The sequence below is a fragment of the Enterococcus sp. FZMF genome (assembly GCF_030263915.1).
Lineage (GTDB): Bacteria > Bacillota > Bacilli > Lactobacillales > Enterococcaceae > Enterococcus_D > Enterococcus_D casseliflavus.
Genome location: NZ_CP127160.1, coordinates 197259 through 221732, shown reverse-complemented (window position 1 = coordinate 221732; position 24474 = coordinate 197259). Strand labels below are relative to the sequence as shown.

At 45.2% G+C, this 24474-nt stretch carries 24 protein-coding genes; 1 reads left to right on the top strand and 23 read right to left on the bottom strand.

All coding sequences use genetic code 11. The features are described from left to right. Positions 1-20: 20 nt before the first annotated feature. The 21 genes from QN079_RS01040 to QN079_RS00940 form a co-directional block, all read right to left on the bottom strand. Positions 21-1796: a glycoside hydrolase family 35 protein gene (locus QN079_RS01040; RefSeq protein WP_289230266.1), complete on the bottom strand. Its 1776-nt coding sequence runs from the start codon at positions 1794-1796 to the stop codon at positions 21-23. A gap of 13 nt (positions 1797-1809) precedes the next feature. Further along, positions 1810-2973: a glycoside hydrolase family 88 protein gene (locus tag QN079_RS01035; protein WP_289230265.1), complete on the bottom strand. Its 1164-nt coding sequence runs from the start codon at positions 2971-2973 to the stop codon at positions 1810-1812. A 150-nt stretch (positions 2974-3123) separates the two neighbouring features. After that, entirely contained in the window at positions 3124-3951 is an 828-nt protein-coding gene (locus tag QN079_RS01030; RefSeq protein ID WP_289230264.1) for a DUF7402 domain-containing protein, read from the bottom strand. Then, a complete protein-coding gene (locus QN079_RS01025; protein ID WP_289230263.1) occupies positions 3926-5692 on the bottom strand; it encodes a DUF2264 domain-containing protein in 1767 nt (588 codons plus the stop codon). Before QN079_RS01025 ends, QN079_RS01030 begins: the two co-directional genes overlap by 26 nt. Positions 5693-6110: 418 nt before the next feature. Next, complete coding sequence (lacD, locus tag QN079_RS01020; RefSeq protein WP_289230262.1) at positions 6111-7106, bottom strand: tagatose-bisphosphate aldolase; 996 nt, start codon at positions 7104-7106, stop codon at positions 6111-6113. Between the two features lie 178 nt (positions 7107-7284). Next, positions 7285-8460 carry an SIS domain-containing protein gene (locus tag QN079_RS01015; RefSeq protein ID WP_289230261.1) on the bottom strand — a complete coding sequence of 392 codons (1176 nt, stop codon included), beginning with the start codon at positions 8458-8460 and terminating at the stop codon, positions 7285-7287. Positions 8461-8639: 179 nt separating this feature from the next. Continuing rightward, entirely contained in the window at positions 8640-9374 is a 735-nt protein-coding gene (locus QN079_RS01010; protein ID WP_005226773.1) for a GntR family transcriptional regulator, read from the bottom strand. Between the two features lie 214 nt (positions 9375-9588). Then, the gene (locus tag QN079_RS01005; RefSeq protein WP_289230260.1) at positions 9589-10617 is read right to left on the bottom strand and encodes a PTS system mannose/fructose/sorbose family transporter subunit IID; all 1029 of its coding nucleotides are present in this window, start codon (positions 10615-10617) and stop codon (positions 9589-9591) included. Next, entirely contained in the window at positions 10607-11413 is an 807-nt protein-coding gene (locus QN079_RS01000; RefSeq protein ID WP_289230259.1) for a PTS mannose/fructose/sorbose/N-acetylgalactosamine transporter subunit IIC, read from the bottom strand. The genes QN079_RS01005 and QN079_RS01000 overlap by 11 nt, the downstream gene beginning before the upstream one ends. 26 nt (positions 11414-11439) lie before the next feature. Further along, positions 11440-11922, bottom strand: coding sequence for a PTS N-acetylgalactosamine transporter subunit IIB (gene agaV, locus QN079_RS00995; RefSeq protein WP_289230258.1), 483 nt, complete (start codon positions 11920-11922; stop codon positions 11440-11442). 19 nt (positions 11923-11941) lie between these two features. Beyond that, positions 11942-12217 carry a preprotein translocase subunit YajC gene (yajC, locus tag QN079_RS00990; protein ID WP_005226768.1) on the bottom strand — a complete coding sequence of 92 codons (276 nt, stop codon included), beginning with the start codon at positions 12215-12217 and terminating at the stop codon, positions 11942-11944. 2 nt (positions 12218-12219) lie between these two features. Then, complete coding sequence (locus tag QN079_RS00985) at positions 12220-12651, bottom strand: PTS sugar transporter subunit IIA (RefSeq protein WP_142973472.1); 432 nt, start codon at positions 12649-12651, stop codon at positions 12220-12222. Between the two features lie 645 nt (positions 12652-13296). Continuing rightward, a complete protein-coding gene (locus QN079_RS00980) occupies positions 13297-13893 on the bottom strand; it encodes an alpha/beta hydrolase (protein ID WP_289230257.1) in 597 nt (198 codons plus the stop codon). 13 nt (positions 13894-13906) lie between these two features. After that, on the bottom strand, positions 13907-14515 hold the full coding sequence (locus QN079_RS00975; protein WP_289230256.1) for a flavin reductase family protein: 609 nt from the start codon (positions 14513-14515) through the stop codon (positions 13907-13909). 17 nt (positions 14516-14532) lie between these two features. After that, positions 14533-15426 (bottom strand): VOC family protein, encoded by an 894-nt coding sequence (locus QN079_RS00970; protein WP_289230255.1) that lies wholly within the window; start codon positions 15424-15426, stop codon positions 14533-14535. A gap of 13 nt (positions 15427-15439) precedes the next feature. Then, entirely contained in the window at positions 15440-16402 is a 963-nt protein-coding gene (locus QN079_RS00965) for a ring-cleaving dioxygenase (RefSeq protein ID WP_289230254.1), read from the bottom strand. A gap of 10 nt (positions 16403-16412) precedes the next feature. After that, positions 16413-16841, bottom strand: a complete 429-nt coding sequence (locus tag QN079_RS00960) for a MarR family winged helix-turn-helix transcriptional regulator (protein WP_010748593.1) — start codon at positions 16839-16841, stop codon at positions 16413-16415. Between the two features lie 300 nt (positions 16842-17141). Further along, on the bottom strand, positions 17142-18167 hold the full coding sequence (locus tag QN079_RS00955) for a bifunctional transcriptional activator/DNA repair enzyme AdaA (RefSeq protein WP_289230253.1): 1026 nt from the start codon (positions 18165-18167) through the stop codon (positions 17142-17144). A 334-nt stretch (positions 18168-18501) separates the two neighbouring features. Beyond that, on the bottom strand, positions 18502-19014 hold the full coding sequence (locus QN079_RS00950; protein ID WP_289230252.1) for a glycosyl-4,4'-diaponeurosporenoate acyltransferase CrtO family protein: 513 nt from the start codon (positions 19012-19014) through the stop codon (positions 18502-18504). 12 nt (positions 19015-19026) lie between these two features. Next, a complete protein-coding gene (locus tag QN079_RS00945) occupies positions 19027-20133 on the bottom strand; it encodes a glycosyltransferase family 2 protein (protein WP_034695274.1) in 1107 nt (368 codons plus the stop codon). An 11-nt stretch (positions 20134-20144) separates the two neighbouring features. After that, the gene (locus QN079_RS00940) at positions 20145-21632 is read right to left on the bottom strand and encodes a phytoene desaturase family protein (protein WP_289230251.1); all 1488 of its coding nucleotides are present in this window, start codon (positions 21630-21632) and stop codon (positions 20145-20147) included. 555 nt (positions 21633-22187) lie between these two features. Between QN079_RS00940 and QN079_RS00935 the strand changes: the two genes are divergently transcribed. Then, entirely contained in the window at positions 22188-22565 is a 378-nt protein-coding gene (locus tag QN079_RS00935; RefSeq protein WP_289230250.1) for a DUF7006 family protein, read from the top strand. A 232-nt stretch (positions 22566-22797) separates the two neighbouring features. On the opposite strand, the gene QN079_RS00930 is transcribed toward QN079_RS00935, so the two are convergent. Beyond that, positions 22798-22950: a hypothetical protein gene (locus QN079_RS00930; protein ID WP_289230249.1), complete on the bottom strand. Its 153-nt coding sequence runs from the start codon at positions 22948-22950 to the stop codon at positions 22798-22800. Between the two features lie 42 nt (positions 22951-22992). Next, positions 22993-24291: an AcpB/EbpR/MafR family transcriptional regulator gene (locus QN079_RS00925; RefSeq protein ID WP_289230248.1), complete on the bottom strand. Its 1299-nt coding sequence runs from the start codon at positions 24289-24291 to the stop codon at positions 22993-22995. Between the last annotated feature and the right edge of the window lie 183 nt (positions 24292-24474).

Sequence of the window (24474 nt, the reverse complement as noted above, 5' to 3'; positions counted from 1 at the left end):
GGGTCTCTACTTCTATTTTTTTATTCCACGACAGGTTGATCACAGAAAACGAGTTCCTTGATCTCCACGCCATCGGTTTCAAATACCACGACTTCGTTGCTGCCTTTTTTCAAAAATTCTTTCGGACAGTATAAGGAATGCACGGGGCCACGTTGCCAATAGCGACCAAGATTGGTGCCGTTGACGATAACGACGCCTTTGCCATACCCACGGCAATCGATGAACGTATCTCCTACCTCTGTCAGCGTGAAGGTCGTTTGATAAAAGGAGGGGTGTGTCGGATTTTTTCCTGCTTGATAATCGATGGCTTGTAGCTGCTCTGCGGAAAGCGTCAATGGGTAATGACGATAGCCTTGATGGAAATGAATATCTTGCATGATGCCCCCACGGATGCCTTTGGCTTGTGTAGGCCCATTCAATTTAAAGCCGTAGTTCACGCGCCCTAAGTTTTCTACTAAGACATCTAGCTCGATGGTTTCTTTATCTGGTGTCCCTTGGATCAACAGCTCCTCACCTAGCGTTTCTTGGTATTGGATCGCCTGTAATTGGCCGTCGGTAAAAATATGCAACCGATCGCTAGCTTCTACCACTTTTAATTTGTTTTCTCGATGATAGTTTTTTAACTGAACCGAATAGAGCAAATAGCCGTAGCCTGTGCTGACAGTTTCCATTGTTAGTGGATACATGTTTTCTTGCGGTGCCATCAGCTGATCTTTGATGACCAATAACGAAACACTGTTTTCGATGGGAAAGGTTCCTAATGCCGCTAATTGCTTGGTCCGTGGGTTGGCTTGCCACACTTCGGGACAGGCTTCTTTTATGGCTTTTTGTACCTGATAGTATTTGTCGGTAGGTTCTCCTGCTTCTGTCAGTAAAGCATCGTAATCATAGCTGGACACTTGTGGTAGATCCAGCGCCCCCCGAGCGGAACAGCCATTGTAAAAGCCAAAGTTCGTGCCTCCATGGAACATGTAAAGATTCAAGGAACCGACTGCTAACATCTCTTTGACTTCATTAGCTAAGTCTTGACCGTCTCGCTTGATGATCGGCTCCCCCCAGCGGTTGAACCAGCCATCCCAATATTCCATGCACATGATGGGCCAGTTTTTGCCATGTTTTGCCATAAACTCTTTCATCACAGCCGCATTTTCCTTGGAACGACTGCCGAAATTGCCTGTGACAAAAACATCGTCTTCAATCAATGTCCCAGCGTCCAAGACTTCTTCCCATGCCCCATCTGAAGTAAACAAGGGTACATCGATGCCGCATTCTTCCATCAACTCTTTGGTCTGGCGCAAATATGCTTTTTCCATTCCATAAGAGCCATACTCATTTTCCACCTGCATCATGATCACTGGTCCCCCATGGGTGATCTGCAACGGCACAAGTTTTGGCAGCAAGACCTGAAAATAGTTACGCACCTTTGCCATGAAGCGTGGGTCGGTTGAGCGCAACCGCATCGGTTCGTTTAACAGCCAAGCTGGCAGCCCGCCAAATTCCCATTCAGCACAAATGTAGACGGAAGGCCGCAAAATGACCATCAAGCCTAGCGCTTGGGCTTGCTTTACAAAAGCACAAATGTCTTTCATTCCTTCAAAGTCGTAGACTCCTTCACGAGGTTCGTGGAGATTCCAAGGAATGTAGGTCTCAACTGTGTTGGCTCCCAGTGCTTTTAGATTGTAGAGGCTATCTGTCCATTGCGCCGGTGTCATACGGAAATAATGGATCGCTCCGCTGATCAATTTGATTGGTTTTCCATCTAACAAAAAATCTTCTTTTATCTCAAACGTTCGCATGTCGTCTTCCCCTTTACCAGTATCTTTGCCAATTAGGCAATGCCAATCGGATCAATGCTTCCAAATAGAAATAATCACCCCAAAGATTGGGTTCATCGATGCCTTTGCCTTCCGCATGAGCATACACACCATGTAGCAATAAGCCTTCATTTTCTGGCACTTGGCTCGCTGCATACTGCTCGCCTAATTGGTAAAGCATCCCTTTAGCGATTTTTTTAGCATCCGGATACGCCCCCATTTTCTCTGCTTCCAACAAGCCACAAGCTGCGATCGCTAAAGCTGAGCTGTCTTTTTCAGCAGGATGTTGGTCGTTAAAATCAAAGTCCCAATACGGTACCAAATCTGCTGGCAAATGAGCCAAAAACACCTCCACGATCTGCGAATAATTTTCTGGAAAAGGCTGGCTATGCAAGTAGCTTTCATTTAAAGGAAGCCCTAAAATCGCCCAGCTTTGCCCTCGTGCCCAAATCGATTGGTCGCTATTTCCTTGATGCGTTGCACCGTGACTTGGCTGCCCCGTCTCTGGATCGAAATAGTACGTATGAAAGGTGGTGGCGTCATTTTTGATGACAGTCTTTCGGACTGTCTGATAATGCTTACTCGCGGCCTCTGCGTAACGAGGCTCTCCCGACAATTGGGTTGCTGCAAATAAAAGCGGCAAGTTCAGTAGCGAATCAATAATCAAGCGGTATTCTTGTGGGTCGCCATAAGTGCCCCAAGCTTGAATAAATTCCCCCTTTTCTTGAAAACGTGCCAACAAAACATCTGCTGCTTGAATGACTTCTTGCTTGCAGTGTTCATCGCCAGTGATCTTGTAGCCCGCACCGGCGGATAAGCTATATAAAAATCCAATATCATGATGATCTAATACAAAATGGTCGTCTAAGCGCGTTTGAAAACTGTCGATATTCTCCATTGCTCGAGTCAAAAAGTTCTTCTCTTTGGTCCACTCATAGGCGAGCCACAACATCCCCGTCCAAAAGCCATTGGTCCAATCATCGTTGCCTTTCAGCCGATATTTGCCATTGGTGGCACAGGCTGAAGGAAACTGTGTGCCAAAGCGCTGACTATTTTTTTCGATCTGTTGGATGCACGCGGTGATTTTATCCGCTAACCACACATCGGTCACTTTTTCTCCTAACAGGATCAAGCGTTGTTTGTTCTCTTGCAGACGCATATTCCCTCTCCTCTTAACTTGTTAACATATTAACTGAAATCATTATAACGTAAACGAACAAAAAAAGCGACCTTCCTTCATTGATTCCTAAAAAAAGAGCATGACAGCTGCCCACAAATGCAGACCTGTCATGCTCTTGTCCTCTTTTTTTTAACAGTTCCAACCAAATACTTCGATTTGTGTAAGAGCTGGAAATGGGGAATCATCCTCTGCTTTTTGCAGCTCTTTATAGGTTAGCTTAGTCGTTTCTTTTTTCGGAAAACGAACTTCTTGAAAAGACGCCGTATTTGTCGTTTCCACCACCAGCTCTTCTCCATCAGCAAAGACTAAGGTCCCTTTGGTCCAATAGCTATCATGGGGATAATCTGCCCGTAACAGGAAGCGAACCCGATCGATCAAGACGGGACGACCAAACTCAATGGTCAATGCAGCATCGGCTTGCTGATTGATGCCCCAAGAAGCAAACGGATACGAACCGTGGGATCGGTTGCCATATTTTCCATCGATTGCATTCTTGGCAAAAAAGACGGAATCATCTCGCGTCTCCACATTCGCTGAAGCATGAGGATACGCCCCTGTCGCTGACTTTTGATCATGGGCATTGAAAGATAAATTTTGATAATTCGTGATCTCAAACGCATGGGCTTTACGCACCATCAGGTGATGGCGCTGCGAGGCAAAGGCCGTTTCCACCGAGGACTTTCGATGAGATTCCGTCCAAGGGAGCTGATATTCCCAAGTGGATTGGGAAAGATAGATCAGTGACGGTGTTAAGGTTTCATCAAGCTGAAGGACATAATACGGATTTTCCCCTGTCACCTCAACGACGATCTTATCTCCTTCCTCATAGGGATAGTTTTTAATGGCTAATACGGCCAAATCATCACCAGAAACTTGAAACGGCGCGGGTTCTTTTTCATGGTCGATGCGACCGACGATCATCTGGTCCTGCTTATTTTTTATTGCTAGCGTAATCATTTGGATCGCTCCTTTCTTTTTCTACGATACCACCGACTAAACAAATCAAACGGTGCTTCCCGGGCGGAATATGTTGTGCTAAGTATGGAAAACTAGTTCTTGGAAAAAAGACGGAGGTATTGGCTTCTGGCTGAACAATACTGGCTTGTTGATAGCCTTCGATGTTGATGATTTGAGAACAAAAGCCTCCTTCACTGACTCGACTCCAGGTCGGTCCTGTTTGGGCCTGAGGCAACCGTCCAGTCAGCGGTACACTAAACCCGCCCTCACGAAGGTCCAACGAAATCGTCGTCGTCAACTCGTGCACGCGCACATGCCACTGACCAAAGGGATAAATCTCAGTTTCAATCACTACCTCCTCAAAGGGCGCCCATTGGTAAAAGACGCCTTTTTCCGTCACTCGATAATCCCTGACTGCGCTCTTCGTGCGAAAATAGCTGCCATCTCGAGCAATAGCTAATATGCTATCGAAGGCGCCTTCGGCATACGTGACGCCAGCTTTCGGCACACTGAAACCAAGTTTGCTCGAATAGACGAATTTGCTGTATTTTGCTTGAGCATGGGCTTGCTGTTCAAGCATCAAGCCTGCAGGATACCCCAACAGATGATGGCTTTTTTCATTGTGCACCAGCAACATATTGCCTTTTTCAATCCGTTTTTGCGGCTCTCTTTTGATCGGCTCAGGTTCAGCCCGCCAAAAAGGATGCGTTTCCGCAACCGCTAAAAGCAAAAAGGTCTTCAGCCCCCAATAAGGCGAGCCTGGTGCATTATACCCTTCTGCCATCACATGATTTTCATAGTGGTACCCGATGGACAAGCGACCATCCAAAGTGAAAATCTCCTGTGCCATCCAATTGCGCAAGTGCTTCGCCAGTAGTCCTCGCACCTGTCCCCATGGGATCGCTTCGACGTCTGCGAAAACCAGTGCCGAGAAAAACGCCCCTTGCGCAAACCGATAAGTCAGGCTGCGGCCATAGGGCAAGGCTTCGCCATCTTCATCAAAATAATAGACGAAGTCTTGCGCAAATAGCGTGGCTCGCTCTTTAAAACGCTGCGCCCATTCTGGGTCTTCGTCTTGCATAAATGTAGCGTAAATCAAGCCGTAATAATGAAACGCAAAAGGAATGTAGTAATCTCGCTGCGTCGTTTTCCCGTCTACGTACCAACCATCGCCAACGTACATGGAATCGATCAATGCCAACTCTTGGGACAATTCTTCTTTTGCCAACGGTTCCCCACAGTGAAACAAGGCAACGCGTATCAACACTTTGAAGAATGTCCAGTTGTTCTTAGGAATCTTGCACTCAAGTGCTTGAGAAAGCCAAGCCACTAGCTTTCGCTGGTTCTTCTGCGGCAACGCTGTCCAAAAAGCGTCCTTCTGCAACAATAGGGTCAATGACAATGCGGCTGCTTCCACGATGTATTGATCATAATCCGTGATCCTTCCCCAGTAAAACGCGTGTTCAGGATCTGTCCCTGCTATCACTTTTTCTACGTAAGCTGCTCGTAACGGATCATCTGGGTAAACCCTCCAATAAGGCGCCAGCCCCCACAAAGGACGCACAAGCGCTTCCATCTCAGCCCGTGTTCGATCATATACGGCCCCACTGCTACCTAGATTCAATCCTGGATAGTCATCTGCCAAGATCGCTGCTTGCAAAGGAGTGATCATGTCTTCCAATGCCCGCTGATAATCCAGACGCGTCAAAAATGGATTCTCTTTGATTGCCATTTGCTTCATACGCCATCTCCTTCTGTCAATTTACAGAACAGAATAGCAAGCAACGGCTTTTTTATCAAGCGATCTTCTACTGGCAATACTGCTGAAAAATGAGAAAAGATCTCGAGGGATTTTTGACTTAACCTGTTAACAAATCTTTTAGGATTGATTTTCTTCCCTTCTTTTTCTTTTAACTAGCAAAGTTAACTTAGTCTATATGAAAAAATTATGATAAATCATCCATAGTGCTCTGACTTTTTTTCATAATTTTTTTGCTAACCCTTTTTTGTCTAGATGAGGTCAGCGTCCGTTATACTATCAACTTTTTTCACTAGAAAAAGACACCCTAGAGCCTTAAGTCAGAAGCCTACCACTTCTTCTCAAAAGCCCTTAAGATGTCTGATTACTGGCCATTTCTCTTGTCAAACAGCGAAAAAAACTATTCTTCGACCGTGACTTTGTTCCACCAAGAAGTGGCGGTCTTTTGGATCACTTCATTCAAGTCTTCGATGTGCTGTTTTCCAGTACTTGCTAGCCATTCTTTGGCTGCTTCTGTTCCTTGTTTTACAAAGGGTTCAACACCATCTTTCCACGTTGCCCGGCCGCACAAGACGCCATTGAAGGTCGAGCCAGCTTCTTTGGCAAAAACCAGCGTTTCTTGGAATAAGCTGGCTGATACGCCTGCACTGAGAAAAATAAACGGCAGATGCGTCGCGTCGCTTTGCGCTTTGAAATACGCGGCAGCTTCTTCCTTGGTATACACGGCTTCTTCCTTAGCAAAACCTGCCACATAATTCATGTTGACTGGTACTTCCACTTTTAACACATCAACTTTGTACTGCGGTTTTGAAAATTCCTTCATCAATCCGATGACTTTTTCTGGTTTGCGTTGCGCATATGCTTTTGAGTCGACTTCAGGCAGCTTAGCATCATAGGAAAGGACTTCTAAAAAGAAGGGCAGATCAGCGGCTTGGCATTCACTGCCGAGTCGTTCCACAAAGACATGTTTCAACTGATTGATCTGGGCATCTTCATCTACATCATAGTAAAGCAAAAATTTGATGGCATCTGCGCCAGCTGCTTTTAATCGCTCAACCGACCATTCCCCTAATAAATCAGGCAAACGTCCCGGCGTAGTCGCATCATAGCCGGTTTTTTCATACGCCAGCAAAAGCCCCGCCTCTGGATCACGGCTTTGCGCAGCTGCCAACCCATATTCTGGATCTAATAAAATAGAAGACGCGTAAGGGGTCAATTCTTGTGAGACTAGCGTTTTAAACTGGCTGATTTTTTCTGCATCAGCCTCCGCGCCCAGTGCTGCCATCATTTTTTTCAAGGCACCTCGTTGGTCGATCGCTAAAGCTGCGATCACTCCTTCTTTCGTTGACAGACGATCCATCGCTGCTTTTTTGGCTTTCGTTACAGTTGCTTTCATTAAAATTCCTCCTTTTTTGTCCATGCCAAAGAATCAACCGCTTTCACTTTTTCAGCGTTGGCGAAACGGTTGTCAGCACGTATAAAAATGTCTATTGATGAAGCCGTTCAACTGATTGACCACCGCACGTATCGACTTCGTACACGAAAAGATACGTGCTCGTGGTGGGCTTTCTCAGTCATCGTTCGTTGTTATACGGATGAATCGTCACGCCTTTGACCACCCGATTGACGGTACGCGTTGGCGAAGGGGTGTCGGGTGTATTCCTGACTTTGATCGATGCCAGCAGTGCGATCGTTTGTGCAAAGACAATGTCTGCTAAGGCTAGATAACCGTCTGGCAATGATGTGTCATCTGGAAAGAAAAAGTTTGTTCCTGAAAAATTCACGGCTGCCGGCTGTCCGATGGCAGTCACTGCGGCGGCGATGCCATCACTCTTTAATTCTTCCAACATATCAAGATCATACTGCCGCGTGTAGGGCGTATTGCTGACAAAGACAAAGACGAGGGTTTGATCATCTACGAATGATTTCGGTCCATGACGGAAGCCCATCGAAGAATCGAACACGGTGGCGATTTTTCCCGCAGTCAGTTCCAATACTTTTAGCTGTGCTTCCCTGGTCAACCCCGACAACGTGCCTGACCCAAGGTAAACGATCCGCTTAAAGGAACGGTCCGTCAGTACTTGGAGTTCTGTTTCTCTGTCGATCACTTCTTGCCCCAATCGGCTAAGGGTTTCAACATAATGCCTCTTTTCTGTCAGAGGCGTCTGGTCAAAAATCAGCAGTGCGGAAAGAGCCATGCAAGAAAAACTTCCCGTCATTGCAAAGCCAGCATCATTTGACCTCTCAGGCATCAATAACAGATAGCTCGTTTCATCCGTGGCAGCTTGTTGTGCCAAAGATCCGTCGGCTGCACAAGTGATCGTCAAATGATAACTGTCGGCAACGAATTGATCGACGATTTTGACCGCTGCTAAACTTTCTGGTGAATTGCCGCTTCTAGCAAAAGAAACGAGCAGTGTTGGTTCATCCGCAAATAAAACTTGTTCTGGAGCTGCGACAATATCCGTCGTAGCAATACTTTCAAAAAGATAATCCGCAGTTGCGCCCGTCTTATTCAAGTAAGGAACGATCGTATCTCCGACATATTGCGACGTCCCCGCTCCCGTGAAGACAACCCGAATGCGTTTATCCGTCTTTTGCTTGATGGTACGTAAGAAAATCGCGATCGCCTCTTGCTTTTCTTGATAGATCGTCAAGGTTTCTTGCCAAAGTTCTGGCTGTTGTTTGATTTCTCTTGTTGTAATCTCCGCACCTAATTCTGCTAATTCCTTTGTTGACAGTTGAAACATCTTTCTTCCTCCTAGCTACTGTTTTTCCAGTATGTATTCCCAGTGACGGTGCGAGGAGCGCTTGTCTTGGATGAATGCTTAGCGATCACCCAAAGGGCAAACTTCCCCGACCCCACTGGTTTTGAATACACGCCTTTTCTTTGCTCGAGTGGATCATTTCAGACTGTCTAGGAAATGCGCTACTCGTCGTTACGCAAGTGGCGGACTTTGTATCTAAATTGGTCTGCTCGAGCAACACTCAAGGTGTATTCGATCACTTCATTTTCAATATTGAACGTGCTACGTACCAGGTTCAACACTGGCGCACCTTCGTGGATTTTTAGCAATGCCGCATCTTTTGCACTGGCAATGCTGGCAAAAAATTCTTCGTCCGCGAGGCGGATCACTTGATGAAAGTCTTCATGAAATATATCGTACAATGGTTTTTGCTCGATCATCTCACTCGTTAAATGCATGAAACGTTTGACGGGCAGATAAGAACGCTCGATCATCATCGGTTGGCCATCAGCAAGACGCAATCGTTTTAACTTGTAGATCGGCTCGCCGATGGAAACTTGCAGCTGAGTGGCAAAATATTTTGTCGCTTCCATTTTTTTGAATGCCAATACTCTAGTTTCTGGTTGTTTTCCTAGTGCTTTCATCTGTTCGGTAAAACTATACGAACCTGATAAATTGGTTGCCTGCTTGCGGATATCCGAGACAAAGGTGCCTTTGCCATGTTGGCGATAAATATAGCCTAATTTTTCTAACTCCTGTAGTGCCAAGCGAACGGTGGTCCGACTTAATCCGTAGCGCTTTGACAGCTCTCTTTCTGAGGGAAGCATTGTGTCTGCTTCCATTTCATTTTCGATTTTTTCAATCAGTAAATTTAACAATTGATCGTATAATGGTTGTCGATTTTTATTGATATTCATAAGCCCCTCCAAACTGGTTACTACCACATAACGAGTGTACTATTTCCCGATAGGCGTGTCAAACAATTGTCTACAGGGGCTCTGTTTCCTGAATTTGCGTCTTTTCACGCAGGAAAATGAACCAATTGCCAGCACGAGCTAAGCTGAAAAGTCAGCTGTTGCTTGCTTAGCAAAACTCCTCCTACGTGTTGCGCCGTTTCTTCTGCTAGCTTGCTTATTGCGGCCAAATGGATGGATACAGACCAAAGCCAGAACCGATCAAGCCGATCACTAGCAGCAAAACGATACATTTCAACGGCGTCCAGCCGCGTTTTGATAAGAAGAAATACAGCATCAATGTGATGGTCAATGGAATCACTTGCGGCAAGATCCCATCGAGGATTTTTTGAATATCGATCGTCACAGGCACTTCGTTGACTTTGTTAAACGTCAATTCATATTTGCCGTTAGCCAGTTCATTGACCGCAGCATTTTCTTGCAATGTGTCGGTCAATTGACCATTCTCATCCGTGGTATACAGCATGTCTTCGTAAGCGGCAATGGCTGCTTGATCATCCACGATCGTCGTCGCTTGCGTCACTTCATTGGTAGTGCCGTTAGGGATCTGAATATCCAAAGACGTCGCTCCATACACGCAGGTCAAGGAACCGACAACAAAAATCCCTAAAATACTCGCTGCTCGGGTAAACTCTTTGGCATTTTCCGTTAAGATGCCAATTGCATCTGTCCCTAAACGATAGGACCAGTGCATCAAGAAGTACCGCAAACCAAATTGGGCCGCATTGAATACCAGTAAGAATATAAACGGTGCAGCGATATTGCCGCTGATCGCCATATTGGCTGTGATACCCGCCGTGATTGGTACCAAGGTAAACCAGAACAACGCATCACCGATCCCACCTAACGGTCCCATCGCGGCGACTCGCACTGCCCGAATCATGGGAATATCGGCTTTGTTTTGTTCCATCGATAAAATGATCCCCATCACAAAGTTCACCAAAAATGGATGAGTATTGAAAAACTCTAAGTTATGGCTCATTGAAGCAGCCAAATCCTTTTCATTTTTATGGATTTTTTTCAATCCCGGTAAAATACTGAATAACCAGCCTCCTGCTTGCATTCGCTCATAGTTGAAAGAGGCTTGTAGAAATAAGGAACGCCAGACCATATTGTTCAAGGTCTTTTTATCCAGTTGTTCTGCGGGCGCTTGTTCGCTATAAGAATCGGGAATATTATATGCCATCTTCATCGCCTCCGAAATCATAGGTATTGGCTGCTGCTACTTTAAATTTGGACTGGATTTGATAATCCCAAAAGGCTAATGCGAAGCCGATAAAGGCTAGAATGATCAAGGCGGGTCCTTGCAAGGAAGGTGCCGCCATCACGATCGTGGCTAAACCAAACCCCATAAAGAAGAAGCCCCACATTTCTTTGGAAACCATCACTTTTAGTAAAATCGCAAAACCGACATACCGCATCATGCCCCCAGCTGCGCCGAGCCCACCCATCAACCATTGAGGGATCGCTGCGACCGCCTGATTCCCGAAGGCAGCACCGCCGATAAAGAATAAGACCACGATCAAGCCGAAGATCGTTCCAAGACCCGCCATCGCTAAATAATTGATTCGATCAATGCCCTTCGTATTGGCATCATGGGCGTAGCTGTCGGCTTTTGACATCACTGGCGACATTAGTGAGAAGATAATCTTCACCCCATATTGCCCCAGCAAAGAAAACGGAATCGCCGTAGCAACCGCTACTGTGGGTTCCAGCTGCAGCGTGATTGCTAAGATTGCTGCCATAATTCCGCCAATCACCGCATTTGGCGGTTGCGCGCCGCCTACTGGCATATTGCCGATCGTCATTAACTGATACGTTCCGCCAACGATCAAGCCGGTTTGAAGATCTCCAAGAATAAGTCCGATAACCATCCCAGTAACAATGGGTTGGTACAATGATTCTAAAAAACTAAATTGATCGATCGCGGCAATGAATGTGACTATGAAGACTAAAATGATTTGAAAAATCGTGTAATCCATTTTCTTTCTCCTTCCTTACCTCTGCATTACTGAAATAATTTCTTTTCATCTTCAACAGGTGTCGTTGGAACCCGCTGGATCACTAATTGCACCCCCATTTCCTTCAGTTTTTTAAAGGCATCGACATCTGCTTCATCGACGGCAACTGTCGTAGCAACCTGTCTTTTCCCTTCTGACATATGCATATTCCCAATGTTCAGTTTCTTGATCGGCACCCCACCTTCAGCTAATTTCAACGCATCTTGCGGATTTTCAACCACCATGAAAATCTTTTGTTTTGGCGATGCTTTATGAATGATCTCGATGGTTTTTTGAAGCGAGAAATACCTCGTTTGGACGCCAGCTGGCGCCGCCATATCCATCAACCCTTGTCTGACTTTGTATTTGGCGACCTTATCATTTGCCACTAAAATTAGATTTGCCCCCAACGTACCGTTCCATTGGGTGGCAACTTGCCCATGAATCAACCGATTGTCGATTCGCGTCAATAAAATATTTGGTTCTCCCATAAATATTTCCTCCTTTTATTTACTGCATGATTTCTGCAACCGCACTACGTTCTACTTCAATCACCGTTCCCGATTTCACCCTTAGGTCCACTGTCTCTTTCCCAAGTGCTTGAATCTCCCCAATAATGCCGCCGTATAATTTGATTTTCTGCCCCTTTTTCAAGGACTGCTGCAATTCAGCGAAATAGCCTTTTTGCTTTTTCAGATGTTTCCCATTCAAGAAAGACGAGACCCCCAAAAAGAGAAAGAGAAAAACAAGCACCACGATTGAGGCTGCTAAGATCATTTCCCACATCGTTAAATCCCTTCTTCCTCCTTGATTTCCTCATGGCCTTTGATCTTTCCGTGAAAAATACCGGTCTTGCCAATCTCTGCCAGTTCTTGGCAAAAACGCTCTGGATCAGCTGCTGTATATCTAGTCAACGAACCTTCCACTAGCATCAGCAGATTGCTGCCGCCGATGACCTCGACTTGCGGGTCCTCATTGGCAGCGGTCATCGCAACATTAAAAGGGGTCCCGCCCACAAGGTCTGCACAAATCACGACCCCATCACAGGTTTCCTTTAATTGATCGATTGCTCCTTGCAACTCTTTTTCAAAGCCAGCTAACGGATTTTCCTCTAAAAACGGCACTGCTAGAAACTGTTCTTGCGGCCCTGCAATCATCGCAAGCGCATTTTCCATCCCTTGCGCAAATCCTCCATGACCTGTTAAAACCAAACCAAGCATCTTATGTCCTCCCCTTATTCTCAACTGGTAGTAACCACATATCCAATATAAACGCTTTCATCTTGTCTGTCAATAAAATTTTTGTTTTTATATAAAAATGTCTTCGTTATCTTTAAATACGAAAAATAGCGCCAAAACAATGATTGTAAAACAGTTAACCACTTGATAAAGGTATTGAAATTCATCAACAGCACGACAATAACGTTATTTTTAACTAATAAACCCACTGGTTTTTGTGCCCTGGTATCTAAAGAACCACAAGGCACTCCACCATTCATCGATACAACAATCAACGTTGTTAAATAAAGGAACTATCAGCAAATTTGCTGCCTTAATAAAAAAACCAGTTAGGTATAATCCCTAACTGGTTTTGATCATCGCCAAACTCATTTTCCATTATGCGTTTTATTAAATTGTATTGCCATTTTTTTAAAGAATAATTCATGTTATTAACTTAAACAGGATAGAAGTAACATGCTACCTTACAATCCTGAAACTTTGAGAATATGACCCCCCATACTAACAGAACTCTTGTAAAGCGTATCTTAGTGGAGCCGATTTACTCTAAATTCACTGTTTTCACGTGAAACAAAAAAACCTAACCAACCAGCAGGATCGCTGTTTGATTAGGAAAGAGGCACTGCTTTATTGTTCGGTCAACCACATGCGTGAGTGTTCAACTTCTTCATACGTTAACTGATGACTCGGGGTCCAAATGGTTGAAAGGGCTGCGCCCCGTGAGGTGAAGATCTCTTGGACGTAAGTACTGTCGGCTAGGGAAACGATTGGGTCGTTTCTGCCAAAACTCAGAAACACATGAGTGTCAGGCAAGGAATTCGTCGGTAAATTCTCGACTGGATACATGGCGTGGTAGAGGATCGCTTTTTTAAAGTGGTCACTATCATTTAGTAATAAGCGAATGGCAATGTTGGCGCCATTGGAATAACCCACCAGTACCACTTGCGCTAACGAAAAGTGGTATTCTTTGGCGGTTTGCCGAATGAAATCGGCTAATTCGTCGCCGCGAAGTGCTAAGTCGGCTTCATCATATACCCCTTCAGCTAGGCGTTTGAAGTAACGAGGCATGCCGTTTTCTAAAACGTTCCCGCGAATACCTAATAGTGATGCTTGAGGATCAAGGGCTTTGCCTACTTCCAGCAACGACTGTTCGTCGCCACCAGTGCCGTGGAGCAGCACCAAAACTGGTGCGTCGGCTGCTCCTTGTTGGTAGATTGCTTTCATCGAAGTTCCTCCTTTAACTTGGTCGTTTGATATCGAAAATCTCCCCAATCGTTGCGTAAGAATTTCCCGCTAGCCGGCTGACTGCTTGTAAGGCACGGGGATCGATCTTGCCGTCTTGATAGACATCCTCTGCAATCTGGTAGCCGACGACTTCCAACAATAAAAGATCGGCAGTGGTCTGCTGGTCTTTTTTGATGGGTACGTGCTGATGCAGAATCGTTTCTAAGCGGACACTGGCTTCTTTCAAGCCAGGAACGGCAATTGTTTTCGACGCCGTTGTGGCAAATCCAGAAACCGTCAACTCGCTTTGGTCTGCGGGCAATAATGCCGCGGTTTTATTGGCCTCTTGGACATTTGTTTGATCCAAAATATGCACAACGGCTTCTTTCGTCGCCAACAGATTGCGGGCGGTGTCTTTGAGTTCCCCTTCTTTGCGCTGGATAGCCAACGAAAGGATCACGGGTTCTGAGCTGACGATGTTAAAAAAACTGAATGGGGCGATGTTGACGATACCATCGGCTGATTGCGTACTGACCACTGCCACTGGCCGTGGAATGATGGAGCCAATCAGTAGTTTATAATTTTCTCGTTGGGTCAAATCCTTGGGATCTAAATAGTGCATACAGCGTCTCCTTTTTTCTAAACCGATAAATCTGGCAAGCGATCCTCGATCTCTGCACGGCGGCTTTCAAATTGGGCTGGCAGCATCAACTGCTGTCCCAGCGTTTCTAATGGTTCATCAACTAAAAAGCCTGGGGTTTCTGTTGCGATCTCAAAGACGATGTTGCCCCGCTCTTGTAAATAGACGGCTTTGAAATAATTGCGGTCTTTGATTTCAGTGACTCCGTATCTTTGATCGTACAAGTACTCTTGCCACTCTTTTTGCACTGCTTCCGTTGGCACAGACCACGCGATGTGATGGGCGGTGCCAACACCCCAGCGTCCTGCTGGCAGTGCTTCATGGGGCACGACGATCTCATGAGCGCGGGTGCCTGCGGTATGAAGATGGGTGCTTTTCTCTGTTTTGTTAAAAATGTTCAGTCCTAGATCATCTGCCAACGTTTGAATGGTCGCTTCTGGTTGTGCCGAAAGCAAGACGGCCCCATGAAAGCCTACAATCGCTGGTGTTTCCGCCGATTCTTCGGCTTCGACTAGCGCCAAAGACAGGTCATGCTGATCATGAAGTTCTAAAGTTGGCCGGTCAAACAATGTACTTTCTTGGACAGTTACTTGATGTTTCGCCAAATGTTCTTGCCAATAGGCACTGCTACCTTTAGGAATACGAAAGGCGATCGTGCCGACTTGTCCGCTTCCTACTCGTCCAGGATGGGCATTTGCCCAAGGGAAGAAAGTGATGATGGTCCCATTTTCTAACGCTTGATTGCTGTAATAAAGATGATACGTGTAGGGATCATCAAAATTGACGGTTTGTTTGACGAGGCGCAACCCCAACACGTCACGGTAAAAGGCAACGTTCGTTTGCGGATCGCCTACGATGGCTGAAATATGGTGGATCTGTTGAATGGGTTGCATACTATGTGCCTCCTTAGGCGCGTTTTGTATTGAAGGGTTTGATGACTCCTTCGATGTATTCACGGCGATTTTCTAAAAATGGTGCCAATGATAAGGATTCACCCAATGTTTCATACGGCTCATCCCCCATAAACCCTGGTTCATCTGTCGCTAGTTCAAAAAGAATATGGCCGATGCGCACATACAAGGATTCAAAATAGTAACGATCGACATAGCCAGAGTTGGCCAATCCCAAGTTATCAAAGACTTCTTGCCAGACTGCTAATGAGTCATGGTGGGCTAAACGAAAAGCGACATGATGCACTTCGCCGTCCCCTTGTTGTGCTTGTGGGCTCGTGGTATCTTCCACTAAAACGATTTGGGCGCCATTGCCGCCTTCACCGACTTCTAGCAAATAGCGATTGTCTACTTGATCAATGGTTTTGAAATCAAAGACGGATTCCAGCAGCCCTTTGAAATCTGCCAAATAAGAAACAGACATTTCAACAGGACCTAAGCCATAAATCGCAAACTCAGTAGGAACGGGTCCTTTTTTCCAAGGAGTACCAGCTTTCACGCCAGTATTGTGTTCATCAGAGATCAGTTGATAGGCTTGCGTATCAAAATCCCAAAAGCGCAACACTTTTTTCCAAAATTCGGTGGTGATTGCCTCGTGTTTTACCTCAAATTCATCAAAGCGTGCGGCATAATAATCAAGGGCTGCATCACTGGGCACTCGGAAACTGGTGCGGGTGATCGAATTGGTTCCTTTGCTACCACGAGCGGTATTGGGAAAATCAAAGAACGTCATGGTCGTTCCCGGTGTCCCTAAATCATCCGCAAAGTAAGTATGGTACGTATAGATGTCATCTTGATTGACGGTTTTTTTCACTAAACGCATCCCTAACACATCTGTAAAGAAATGGTAATTCCGTTCCACATCACTTGTCATGGCCGTCACATGGTGTACCCCTAATAATTGGTCTTGTTTTCTCATTTTCTTTTCCTCATTTCTGATCGTAAGTTATTTTTCGTAAAATTGTTTTTAATTGTTGCAATTCTTCACTGCTGAGTTCGGAAAAACTCGCCGCAATCTTTTGTGCATGACTGGGAAAAATTTTCTCCATCAACGCCCTGCCTGCTTCCGTAATACTGACGTATGTTACCCGTTGATCTTCTTGGCTAGGTTCCCGTTGCACGCAGCCTTTTTTGACTAATTGATCGACCACGTAGGTTGTGGAGCTGCTGGCGATCAAGATTTTTTCCTTGATGGCTTGCGTCGTATGGGTGCCTTTATGGTAAAGCAATTCCAGTACGGAAAACTCTGTGATATTTAAGCCATAACAACGGACATCTTTTTTTGCCACTTGTTCCAAACGACTCGCCGTACGCAGCAAACCGATGTATGCTTTGAGCGCTTCTTCTTGATGCGCCATTTTCCTCACCTCTTTATTTCGAATTCGAGATAATCATAACTTACTTTTTGTAAGTTGTAAAAGGATATGCTTTGGTTATTTAAGAAAATCATTCAATGCTTATTTTTGTAGAGATAAAGAACACTTAGACACTAACGACGGTCCTCGCCTTTTCTCTATGAACCCGCCAAATCTAAGAAAAAAAGCGGAACTTATGAAAGGTTCCATAAGTTCCGCTAAATATATATTTCAATGAAAAGGATTCGATCCATTCCATGTACCGATCAATGAAGCGCTGATTCCGACGCATACTTGTCCTTTTTAGATCATTGTGGTCGGCTGCACCTGCTTTTCCAAAGCCAGCAGCCACTTTTTGCGTTCGATCCCGCCACCATAGCCGCCGATACTGCCATCGCTATTGATGACACGGTGGCATGGAACGATCAACGCCAATTGATTTTTTCCGTTGGCATTGGCAACAGCTCGGGTAGCTTTTTCATTGCCGATTCGCTGTGCCAATTGTTTGTAAGAGTATGTTTCTCCGATCTTCATCGCCAACAGCTGCTGCCAGACGGCTTTCTGAAAATCAGAGCCGATCAAGGCGATGGGTACCGTGAAGGCAGTTCGATTCCCTGCAAAATATTCCGTCAGTTCTTGCTTGAGTTGCTGAATGATTGCTGTTTGCTGGGGAATGATCACTGCATTCAAGCGGCTTCTCAAAACAGCGATCTCCGTTTCTAGCCCTCTGCGATCCACGAATTCTAACAAGTAAAGCTGCTGCTGGTCGCTGATCGCCAACATCGACCCCAGCTTGGTCTCAAGCCAAGCAGAAGAAAGAATCGTTTTTTCGCGGCTGTTGGAAGGCAACTCCCCCATAATCCGAGAAAACGCATCTCGAAAGCCGTTGCCAGAATCGAAACCGGCTTCTAATTGCGCTTGGATCAGCGGTTCTCCTTCACGAATCTGCTTAAACGCTAATCCTAAGCGGCGTGCACGGGAGTATTCGATAAAGGTCATGCCAAAATATTTTTTGAATTGTCGGCGTGCGGTATTGGGATGGATCGCTAGTGCTTCAAAATCTTTGTCGGTCCACTTTTTCTCTGGGTTACTCTCCACGGCTTCCACCAGGCTTTTCACGTCAGGGGATAAGTGGCTAGGCGAGCTGAGCGGGCGACATCGTTTGCAGGGACGATACGCCGCCAGCAGCGCTTCTTGTGCCGTCTGAAAAAACTCGCAATTTTTTTTGAGCGGTTTTTTCGCTGGGCAGGTGGGACGGCAAAAGACGCCGGTGGTTTTTACCCCAACGTAAAAAATCCCTTCATATTGGGAATTTTTTTCAATCAGCATGTCGTAATAGTGGTCCCGTTGTCGGCTATCTTAAATCATCTTGCGCATCCCTCCCTCGTTTCTACACTTACAAAAATACTTCGTGCCTGTCCAAATACACGATCAACCAATGCAGCAGTCTGCAATGGCCGTTCGAAAATTTGCCCATATCCTTCTGATGACATACGATCACCCTTTCCTCTGAATGACCTTAGTGTACAAAAAATGGACTTGGCACATCCCATAAAAATTAACACCAATTTTTTAAAAAGGATCGAAGGCAGTTGCCCTCCGATCCTTTTGATTTCCAGTTTGCCTATTTTTCAGCGAATCTTAAAGCGGCACCTACAGGAATCTAGACCGTCGCCTTCTGCTTGACTTGCAGGGCACTTTTTTTCCGCAAGACTCGCTCCAAACGGGGGCGATTGTAGCGTTGGATCATGATGAATGGGCAATTAGCCAATAACGCATAGACGATCATCACCCAGCCCGCCCACGCAGGATTCCAGAGGAAAAAGAACGGTGCTGGAACCATCAGCAGCCAATGGGTCAGCTCTGCTCGGCGTGTCTCGATGACGAATTTTTCCAGATAGTCCTTTTGCTGTTGAGCCAAGCGGGATTTGTCAAAGCCTTTTTTGGCAATCACAGTGCCGTCGGGCAATTTGTCTTTCCACTGACGAATACGAAACACCTCCGACCAGATCCTACCGCCTTTTTCAAAGGCAAAAGAACGGAACCAGTTGGCATGACGTTCAAAAAAGGCATCACTGACTTTGCGCAAGCTAAAGGAAATGCCCAGATGTAACAGCAGCCAAGCCAAGCTGTCTGTAATGAGCAAGAGCAGTGGGGATAAGGTGATCAGCGGCATGTGCATCGCCTCCTATAAATTGATTTTGCGTCCTTTCCAGGTCACGGATTTCAACAAATGGGTTTGGATCCACGACCAACCAAATAAGCCTAGGAAAAAAAGAAAGTAACATGGGAAAAAAAGCAGCAGGATTCGGTTGAAGTTGCCGACACGGCGGGCAAAGCACAGAGTTTGTCCAAAATAAGCAGCATAAAAAAGCAGTCCTAGCCACAGCGGTTCCATCAGAAATGGTGCCGCCAGTACCCCAATGCCGCCGCTGATCCACAAGATGACGCCCGCCATAATCAAAGGGTGAGTGGATTGCGAAGCAGTGGCAAAGTCCTTCGTCCAGCCTTGAACAAGTTGACGAACACCAGCTGGATACATCCGAAAGGCCACCAAGTCTTTTCCACCATACAAGGCGATCGGCAAGCGTTTTTTCTTAAAGCGTCTCGCTAATGCTAGATCATCTAAGATTCCTTGTGGCATGTCCTGATGTCCATTGGCTTGAAGGTACGCAGTTTTGCTGCACAAAATACACGGACCAAAGGCGCCGCCAGCTGAGAGTTTTTCGCCTACGATAGAAAAGCGGTTCAACCCGACAGGTAAGACGACATTAAAGACGGCAGACAGTTGTTCATACAGGCGCTTCGTTTGATGATAGGGCTGCACCGAGAGCAGTCCTTGTCCCGATCGCTCCTCATACGCAGCGAAAAGACGCTCTAAGCCATCTTCTGCTAGAAAGAAGGTATCGGCATCCAAAAATAATAGATACTTGCCCACCGCTTGTGAGGCGCCTAACCAACAAGCCGCCGCTTTCCCAGCAGAATCAGCAGTGGTTTGCAAGACCGTCGCACCGAAGCCCTTAGCACAGGCGATCGTCTCGTCTTCCGATCCGTCATCAACCACCAAAATCTCCACAGGATGAAGGGTTTGCTGCTGCAAGGACGCCAACAATTGCGGCAAATTTTCTGCTTCATTGCGGGCGGGGATGATGATCGACAGTTCTCCCCTCTCCGTCAAGTCTTTGGATGCGGCTGTCTCCTTGCGGGTGGGTATCGTCGGCAGGCGGAAAAAAATCAGCCAGCCTGCCAGCCAAGCAGCGCAAATACCAGCGAGCAGCAGGTACACAGTCATCATCCTTTCTTGTCTTAGTGTTCTCTTTTGGTGATCATCTCACTGACTTGCTGGCCACTGAGGGTCACCATCGGCATGCCGGCACCTGGATTGACCGTACCGCCAACGAAGTATAGATTGTCGTAGCGTTCGCTGTGTTTCGGGTGTTTAAAGCCATGATTTTTCTTGCGGTTAGAGACCGTGCCGTAGATGGCGCCACGATGTGACAAATAATTCTTTTGGATGTCTTCGGGTGTCCAGCGGTCTTCATACACGATGTGCTTACGTAGATCCGTTAAGCCCATGTTTTCCAGCTTGATCAAGATCCGTTCACGAAAGTCATCGTATTCCGCTTCCGTAAAGGGTTTATCCTGCAAATAAGGGATATGAGGCAAGATTTTGATGTTCTCATGCCCTGCCACTGTTTGCGAAGGATCGGTTTTGTTGGCATTGACCAAATAGATCGTTGGATCTTCTGGCAGCTGATGCTGATGGAAATTTTGATCAAAGTTTTCTTTTGAGGCATTTGAAAAGAAAAAGTTGTGATGCGCCAATTGCGGATAGGAGGTTTTGACCCCTAAGTGCAAGACAAAACCAGAACTTGCTGGTTCAAATTTTTCTTCCAGTTTTTGAGTAAAGGTCGGCGCTTCTTCTAACAGCTCTTCATAGGCCGGGATCACTTCCATGTTGGAAACAAAATAGTCGGCTTCGATCAGCGTGCCATCATCCAAACGAGCGGCACGGATCTGTTCTTGTTCAACGATCAATTTTTCCACTTTGTGTCCCGTGTGGAAGGTCACACCGATCTCTTTTGCTAAGCGAACGATGCCCTCGGCTAAACGATGCATCCCGCCTGGCACGTACCAGACACCTTGGGCATGCTGCATATAGATCATCATGTTCAAGACGGCTGGGGCGTCATAAGGAGATGAGCCGACATACTTGATAAAATAGCTCAGCATGTCTTGCAGCTGCGGATTGCTGACACGTTTTTGAATGGCATCATGCATCGAAGAGAAATAATCAAAGCCTTTCAGTGCTTTGATCACGCCATGATACTTCAAGATTTCTTTCGTGGTATCTAAGCCTTTCTCAAAATAGCCTTTTTCTGTGATTGCATAAATCTTTTGCGCATAGTCCAAAAAGTCTTGGTACTCTGCCATGTCTTTTTCCGACAAGTGCGGGTTTTCCTTTGCCATACGTGCAAGATCGCCATAGAGATCGATCTTGGTGCCGTCAGGAAAAAAGGAGCGCCATTCCAATGGCAATCGGCGAATCGCAACATAATCCGCCATATCGAGGTTGCTGCCAGTAAATAACTTTTCGAAAATCTGCGGCATCGTCAAAATTGAAGGACCTAAGTCAAAGCCGAAGCCGTTTGTTTCCAGTCGGTTCAACTTGCCGCCTAAGTGTTGATTTTTTTCATATAATGATACATCAAAGCCATTTTGGGCTAATGAGACTGCCGCTGATAGACCACCAAGTCCGCCGCCGATCACTACAACTGTTTTTTTCTCTTTCATTGAATTGCTCCTCGTTTGCTTTAATGAACGACCCTATTTAGCCAAACCTTCTCGACAAAACAGACGGTTGCGTCTCACTGCAACTGCGTGTCTTGGCACTGTTTTGGCATTGGCAGCTTGAATCAAAGGATCGTTTTTCTAGATAATTCTATAGTATCACACCTTTGAAAAAATGACGGGGATGAGCCTATCGGTCAACTGATGCTGCTTTGTCTGCGACCATGATTTCAGCAAATGAAAAAACAACCTGCTGGCAAAGAATGGAAACCCAGCAATTTCGCCCAATTCGGAAATATTCTTTTTATAACAACAATTATCAGAATATTTGAACATTTTTGACGTTAATACCAGCGAAAAATAAATCTTCGTATGGTTACGAAAAAACGCGTTTGAGCCAATTTGGAATATCCTGTACATTGAATGTAGCGAAAGTCCTTCCCCCAATCATTTTAAAAAAACAAACGGACCTTCTCAGTAAGACATTGCTTAACAGTGACTGTTTTTGATAATGACACGTATTGTCGCTTTTTCCTAACACTTATAAGGAGTATTGATATGAACTTACAAACGATCCAATCAGCCGAAGAATATTTAAACTTTTTTGACGAAGAATTTATCCACTCGCCCTGTTCTTATACTCATCCGAAAATCTTTAATTTTTATCTCTCTTTGCGCCAACGATTTTTGGCGATCTATGAACAAGAAGAGGGTACTTTTTTCGAAAAAATGTCGTTGCTACTAGATATCGACGCACAGCTGCAAATACTAAAAGAACTTTATGTTTTAAAAATTTCTTCTTTAAATGAGTATGCGGAAGAAGAGATCATTCAGCTGACGGTCAAAGACAAAACCTGTTTCTATCGGGAATTGACCGGTCTTCAGCTAAACCAAAAGGCGCCTTGGAGTTTGATTTACTTAAGTGAAGCCCAATGAGTTCGCCCACATCGATCGATTGAATTGAAAACCGCTGGTTCCAAAGGCTTGCATCCGTACCTGATGCACTCCCCACTTCCCCTCCCCACACTCCTGCACAGCTGCGGAGAGTCAAGCCATAAAAAAAGAAAGCATTTTTCCTTTTCACTGTTTAAGCAGTGAAGGAAAAATGCTTTCTTTTCATTTAAAAGGCCCTTTCTAGCAGCTCTTTAGGTCAAAACATAATGGGAAACTAGAAGAGGTCTTTTAAGGCAAATTGGCGGTTGACGTTAGGATTGATCCGTTCAAGCAGTCGATTCCAGTCAGAAGAAGAAGGAATCGTTTTGAAGACGATGCATTCTACGATATCTCGAAATTCGGTCGCATGCTCGGCATAGTTCGTCACTAGCAAATCGATGGTGTTTTGTTCTAAATACTGAGCATTGACTTACCCTGAGTCAGGATAAAAGACTTGATGGGATCGGCTAAAATAGCGGTTAGACCAGCCTTCAATGTACTGAACGATATTGTTATTTCCTTCGAAGATAAAGGCGATATTTTTTCGGGGAAACCAATGACGTTCTCGAACAGACTCGATATAAATCACTAAGTTTGCACAAAAATCCGTCAGATACTCCTCAGAATAAAGGTTGTGGTACTCGCGACTATTTTCTAAAAACTCTCGGTAAGCAGCAAACTCCTTAGGAAAGGTTTTCTTAATAAACGCATTCACATCATAGATATTGCGATTGGCAGACGTGGATAAGCACTCCTTCAATTTGGCAGAGGTAAAAAAGGATTCAATCAGAATCTGATCCTCTTTGGGCTTTTTCGACGATACATTCAACATCTGATAAAAATCGTTGGTCAACGTGCGGATCTCTGTCCAATGATTATAAGAAAGACAAAACTTTTGTTCGACGATCACATTTTGCAGTTTTTTCTTTGTGATAATACTAACAAATAAGAAGATAAGTTCATCGTTCGTCAATCGACATTGAAAGTACTTTTCAATGACCCCATTGATTCGTTGAAAATGCATCAGCTGAATACTGTGTCGCAAGGCGTGGTACAATTCGGCGTTGATTTGCACAGTCTTACCTTGCATAAATCGCTCAAGCGAAATATAGAGCAGATACGTGTATTGTGAAAACGAAACGATGTGGTAACTATTTTTGTCAAACATCCTGCCGATTTCCGTTACTGCCTGCTGGACCGCAGCTGGCGGAAATACAGTGTGGGGGGTGCTGTCCGTTTCATAAAAAAAGGTACAGAAGAAATTGCGGATATCTGCTTCTTCCCCAACGATATTCACAGGATCTAATGCTAGCTGGAGATCAAAACGTGCCAGTTGTTCATGAATGCGCTGCAAGTACTTCGATAAGGTACTCTTAGATAAAAACAAGCAGTCCGCCCACTCATCGATCGTCTTTAACTCTCCAATAAAAATATTTTCCAATAAAATAAAGAGCGGTTCATTCGCTAAAAGCGAGGCTTTTTTCTTTTCATACTGTGAATAATCAAATAGTTCAAACGAATAGCCTTGATTGGTGGAAGTGATCAGGATCAGCCCACAGAAATACTCGTTGATCTGACTGATGTCTTTGCCAATCGTCCTGGTGGTACTAGTTGTTACTTCAGCCAATTGACTGGCACTGCAAATTTCATTTTTTTCAAATTCACTTAGAATCTGCAGCCATCGGACGGTCGATTTGCTTGTGACAAAACTCAATTGAAAATTTTTCAAACATAAGCTCCTTACTAAAAAATTTCTTTTTTGCGGCTAAATTACGCATGAAAGGCGCCTAAGCAGTCTCATTATATCGGTTTTCATCCTACATAAAAAATCGGTTTTTTCATAGCTTGATGAAAAAAAGCGTGGATTCCAGACTACTGTTGTATAACAATTATTTTATCGGCTATTGGAAAT

Coding starts and splice junctions, on each gene's coding strand:
- QN079_RS00945 (WP_034695274.1), bottom strand. CDS start 20,133: ATGATGACTGTGTACCTGCTGCTCGCTGGTATTTGCGCTGCTTGGCTG.
- QN079_RS00960 (WP_010748593.1), bottom strand. CDS start 16,841: ATGGCGCATCAAGAAGAAGCGCTCAAAGCATACATCGGTTTGCTGCGT.
- QN079_RS01010 (WP_005226773.1), bottom strand. CDS start 9,374: ATGAATATCAATAAAAATCGACAACCATTATACGATCAATTGTTAAAT.
- QN079_RS01000 (WP_289230259.1), bottom strand. CDS start 11,413: ATGGATTACACGATTTTTCAAATCATTTTAGTCTTCATAGTCACATTC.
- QN079_RS01015 (WP_289230261.1), bottom strand. CDS start 8,460: ATGTTTCAACTGTCAACAAAGGAATTAGCAGAATTAGGTGCGGAGATT.
- agaV (WP_289230258.1), bottom strand. CDS start 11,922: ATGGGAGAACCAAATATTTTATTGACGCGAATCGACAATCGGTTGATT.
- QN079_RS01030 (WP_289230264.1), bottom strand. CDS start 3,951: ATGATTACGCTAGCAATAAAAAATAAGCAGGACCAGATGATCGTCGGT.
- QN079_RS00970 (WP_289230255.1), bottom strand. CDS start 15,426: ATGCAACCCATTCAACAGATCCACCATATTTCAGCCATCGTAGGCGAT.
- QN079_RS00940 (WP_289230251.1), bottom strand. CDS start 21,632: ATGAAAGAGAAAAAAACAGTTGTAGTGATCGGCGGCGGACTTGGTGGT.
- lacD (WP_289230262.1), bottom strand. CDS start 7,106: ATGAAAGCAACTGTAACGAAAGCCAAAAAAGCAGCGATGGATCGTCTG.
- QN079_RS00985 (WP_142973472.1), bottom strand. CDS start 12,651: ATGCTTGGTTTGGTTTTAACAGGTCATGGAGGATTTGCGCAAGGGATG.
- QN079_RS00975 (WP_289230256.1), bottom strand. CDS start 14,515: ATGCACTATTTAGATCCCAAGGATTTGACCCAACGAGAAAATTATAAA.
- QN079_RS00965 (WP_289230254.1), bottom strand. CDS start 16,402: ATGAGAAAACAAGACCAATTATTAGGGGTACACCATGTGACGGCCATG.
- QN079_RS00950 (WP_289230252.1), bottom strand. CDS start 19,014: ATGCCGCTGATCACCTTATCCCCACTGCTCTTGCTCATTACAGACAGC.
- yajC (WP_005226768.1), bottom strand. CDS start 12,217: ATGTGGGAAATGATCTTAGCAGCCTCAATCGTGGTGCTTGTTTTTCTC.
- QN079_RS01025 (WP_289230263.1), bottom strand. CDS start 5,692: ATGAAGCAAATGGCAATCAAAGAGAATCCATTTTTGACGCGTCTGGAT.
- QN079_RS00935 (WP_289230250.1), top strand. CDS start 22,188: ATGAACTTACAAACGATCCAATCAGCCGAAGAATATTTAAACTTTTTT.
- QN079_RS01035 (WP_289230265.1), bottom strand. CDS start 2,973: ATGCGTCTGCAAGAGAACAAACAACGCTTGATCCTGTTAGGAGAAAAA.
- QN079_RS00980 (WP_289230257.1), bottom strand. CDS start 13,893: ATGAAAGCAATCTACCAACAAGGAGCAGCCGACGCACCAGTTTTGGTG.
- QN079_RS00955 (WP_289230253.1), bottom strand. CDS start 18,167: ATGCTGATTGAAAAAAATTCCCAATATGAAGGGATTTTTTACGTTGGG.
- QN079_RS01040 (WP_289230266.1), bottom strand. CDS start 1,796: ATGCGAACGTTTGAGATAAAAGAAGATTTTTTGTTAGATGGAAAACCA.
- QN079_RS01005 (WP_289230260.1), bottom strand. CDS start 10,617: ATGGCATATAATATTCCCGATTCTTATAGCGAACAAGCGCCCGCAGAA.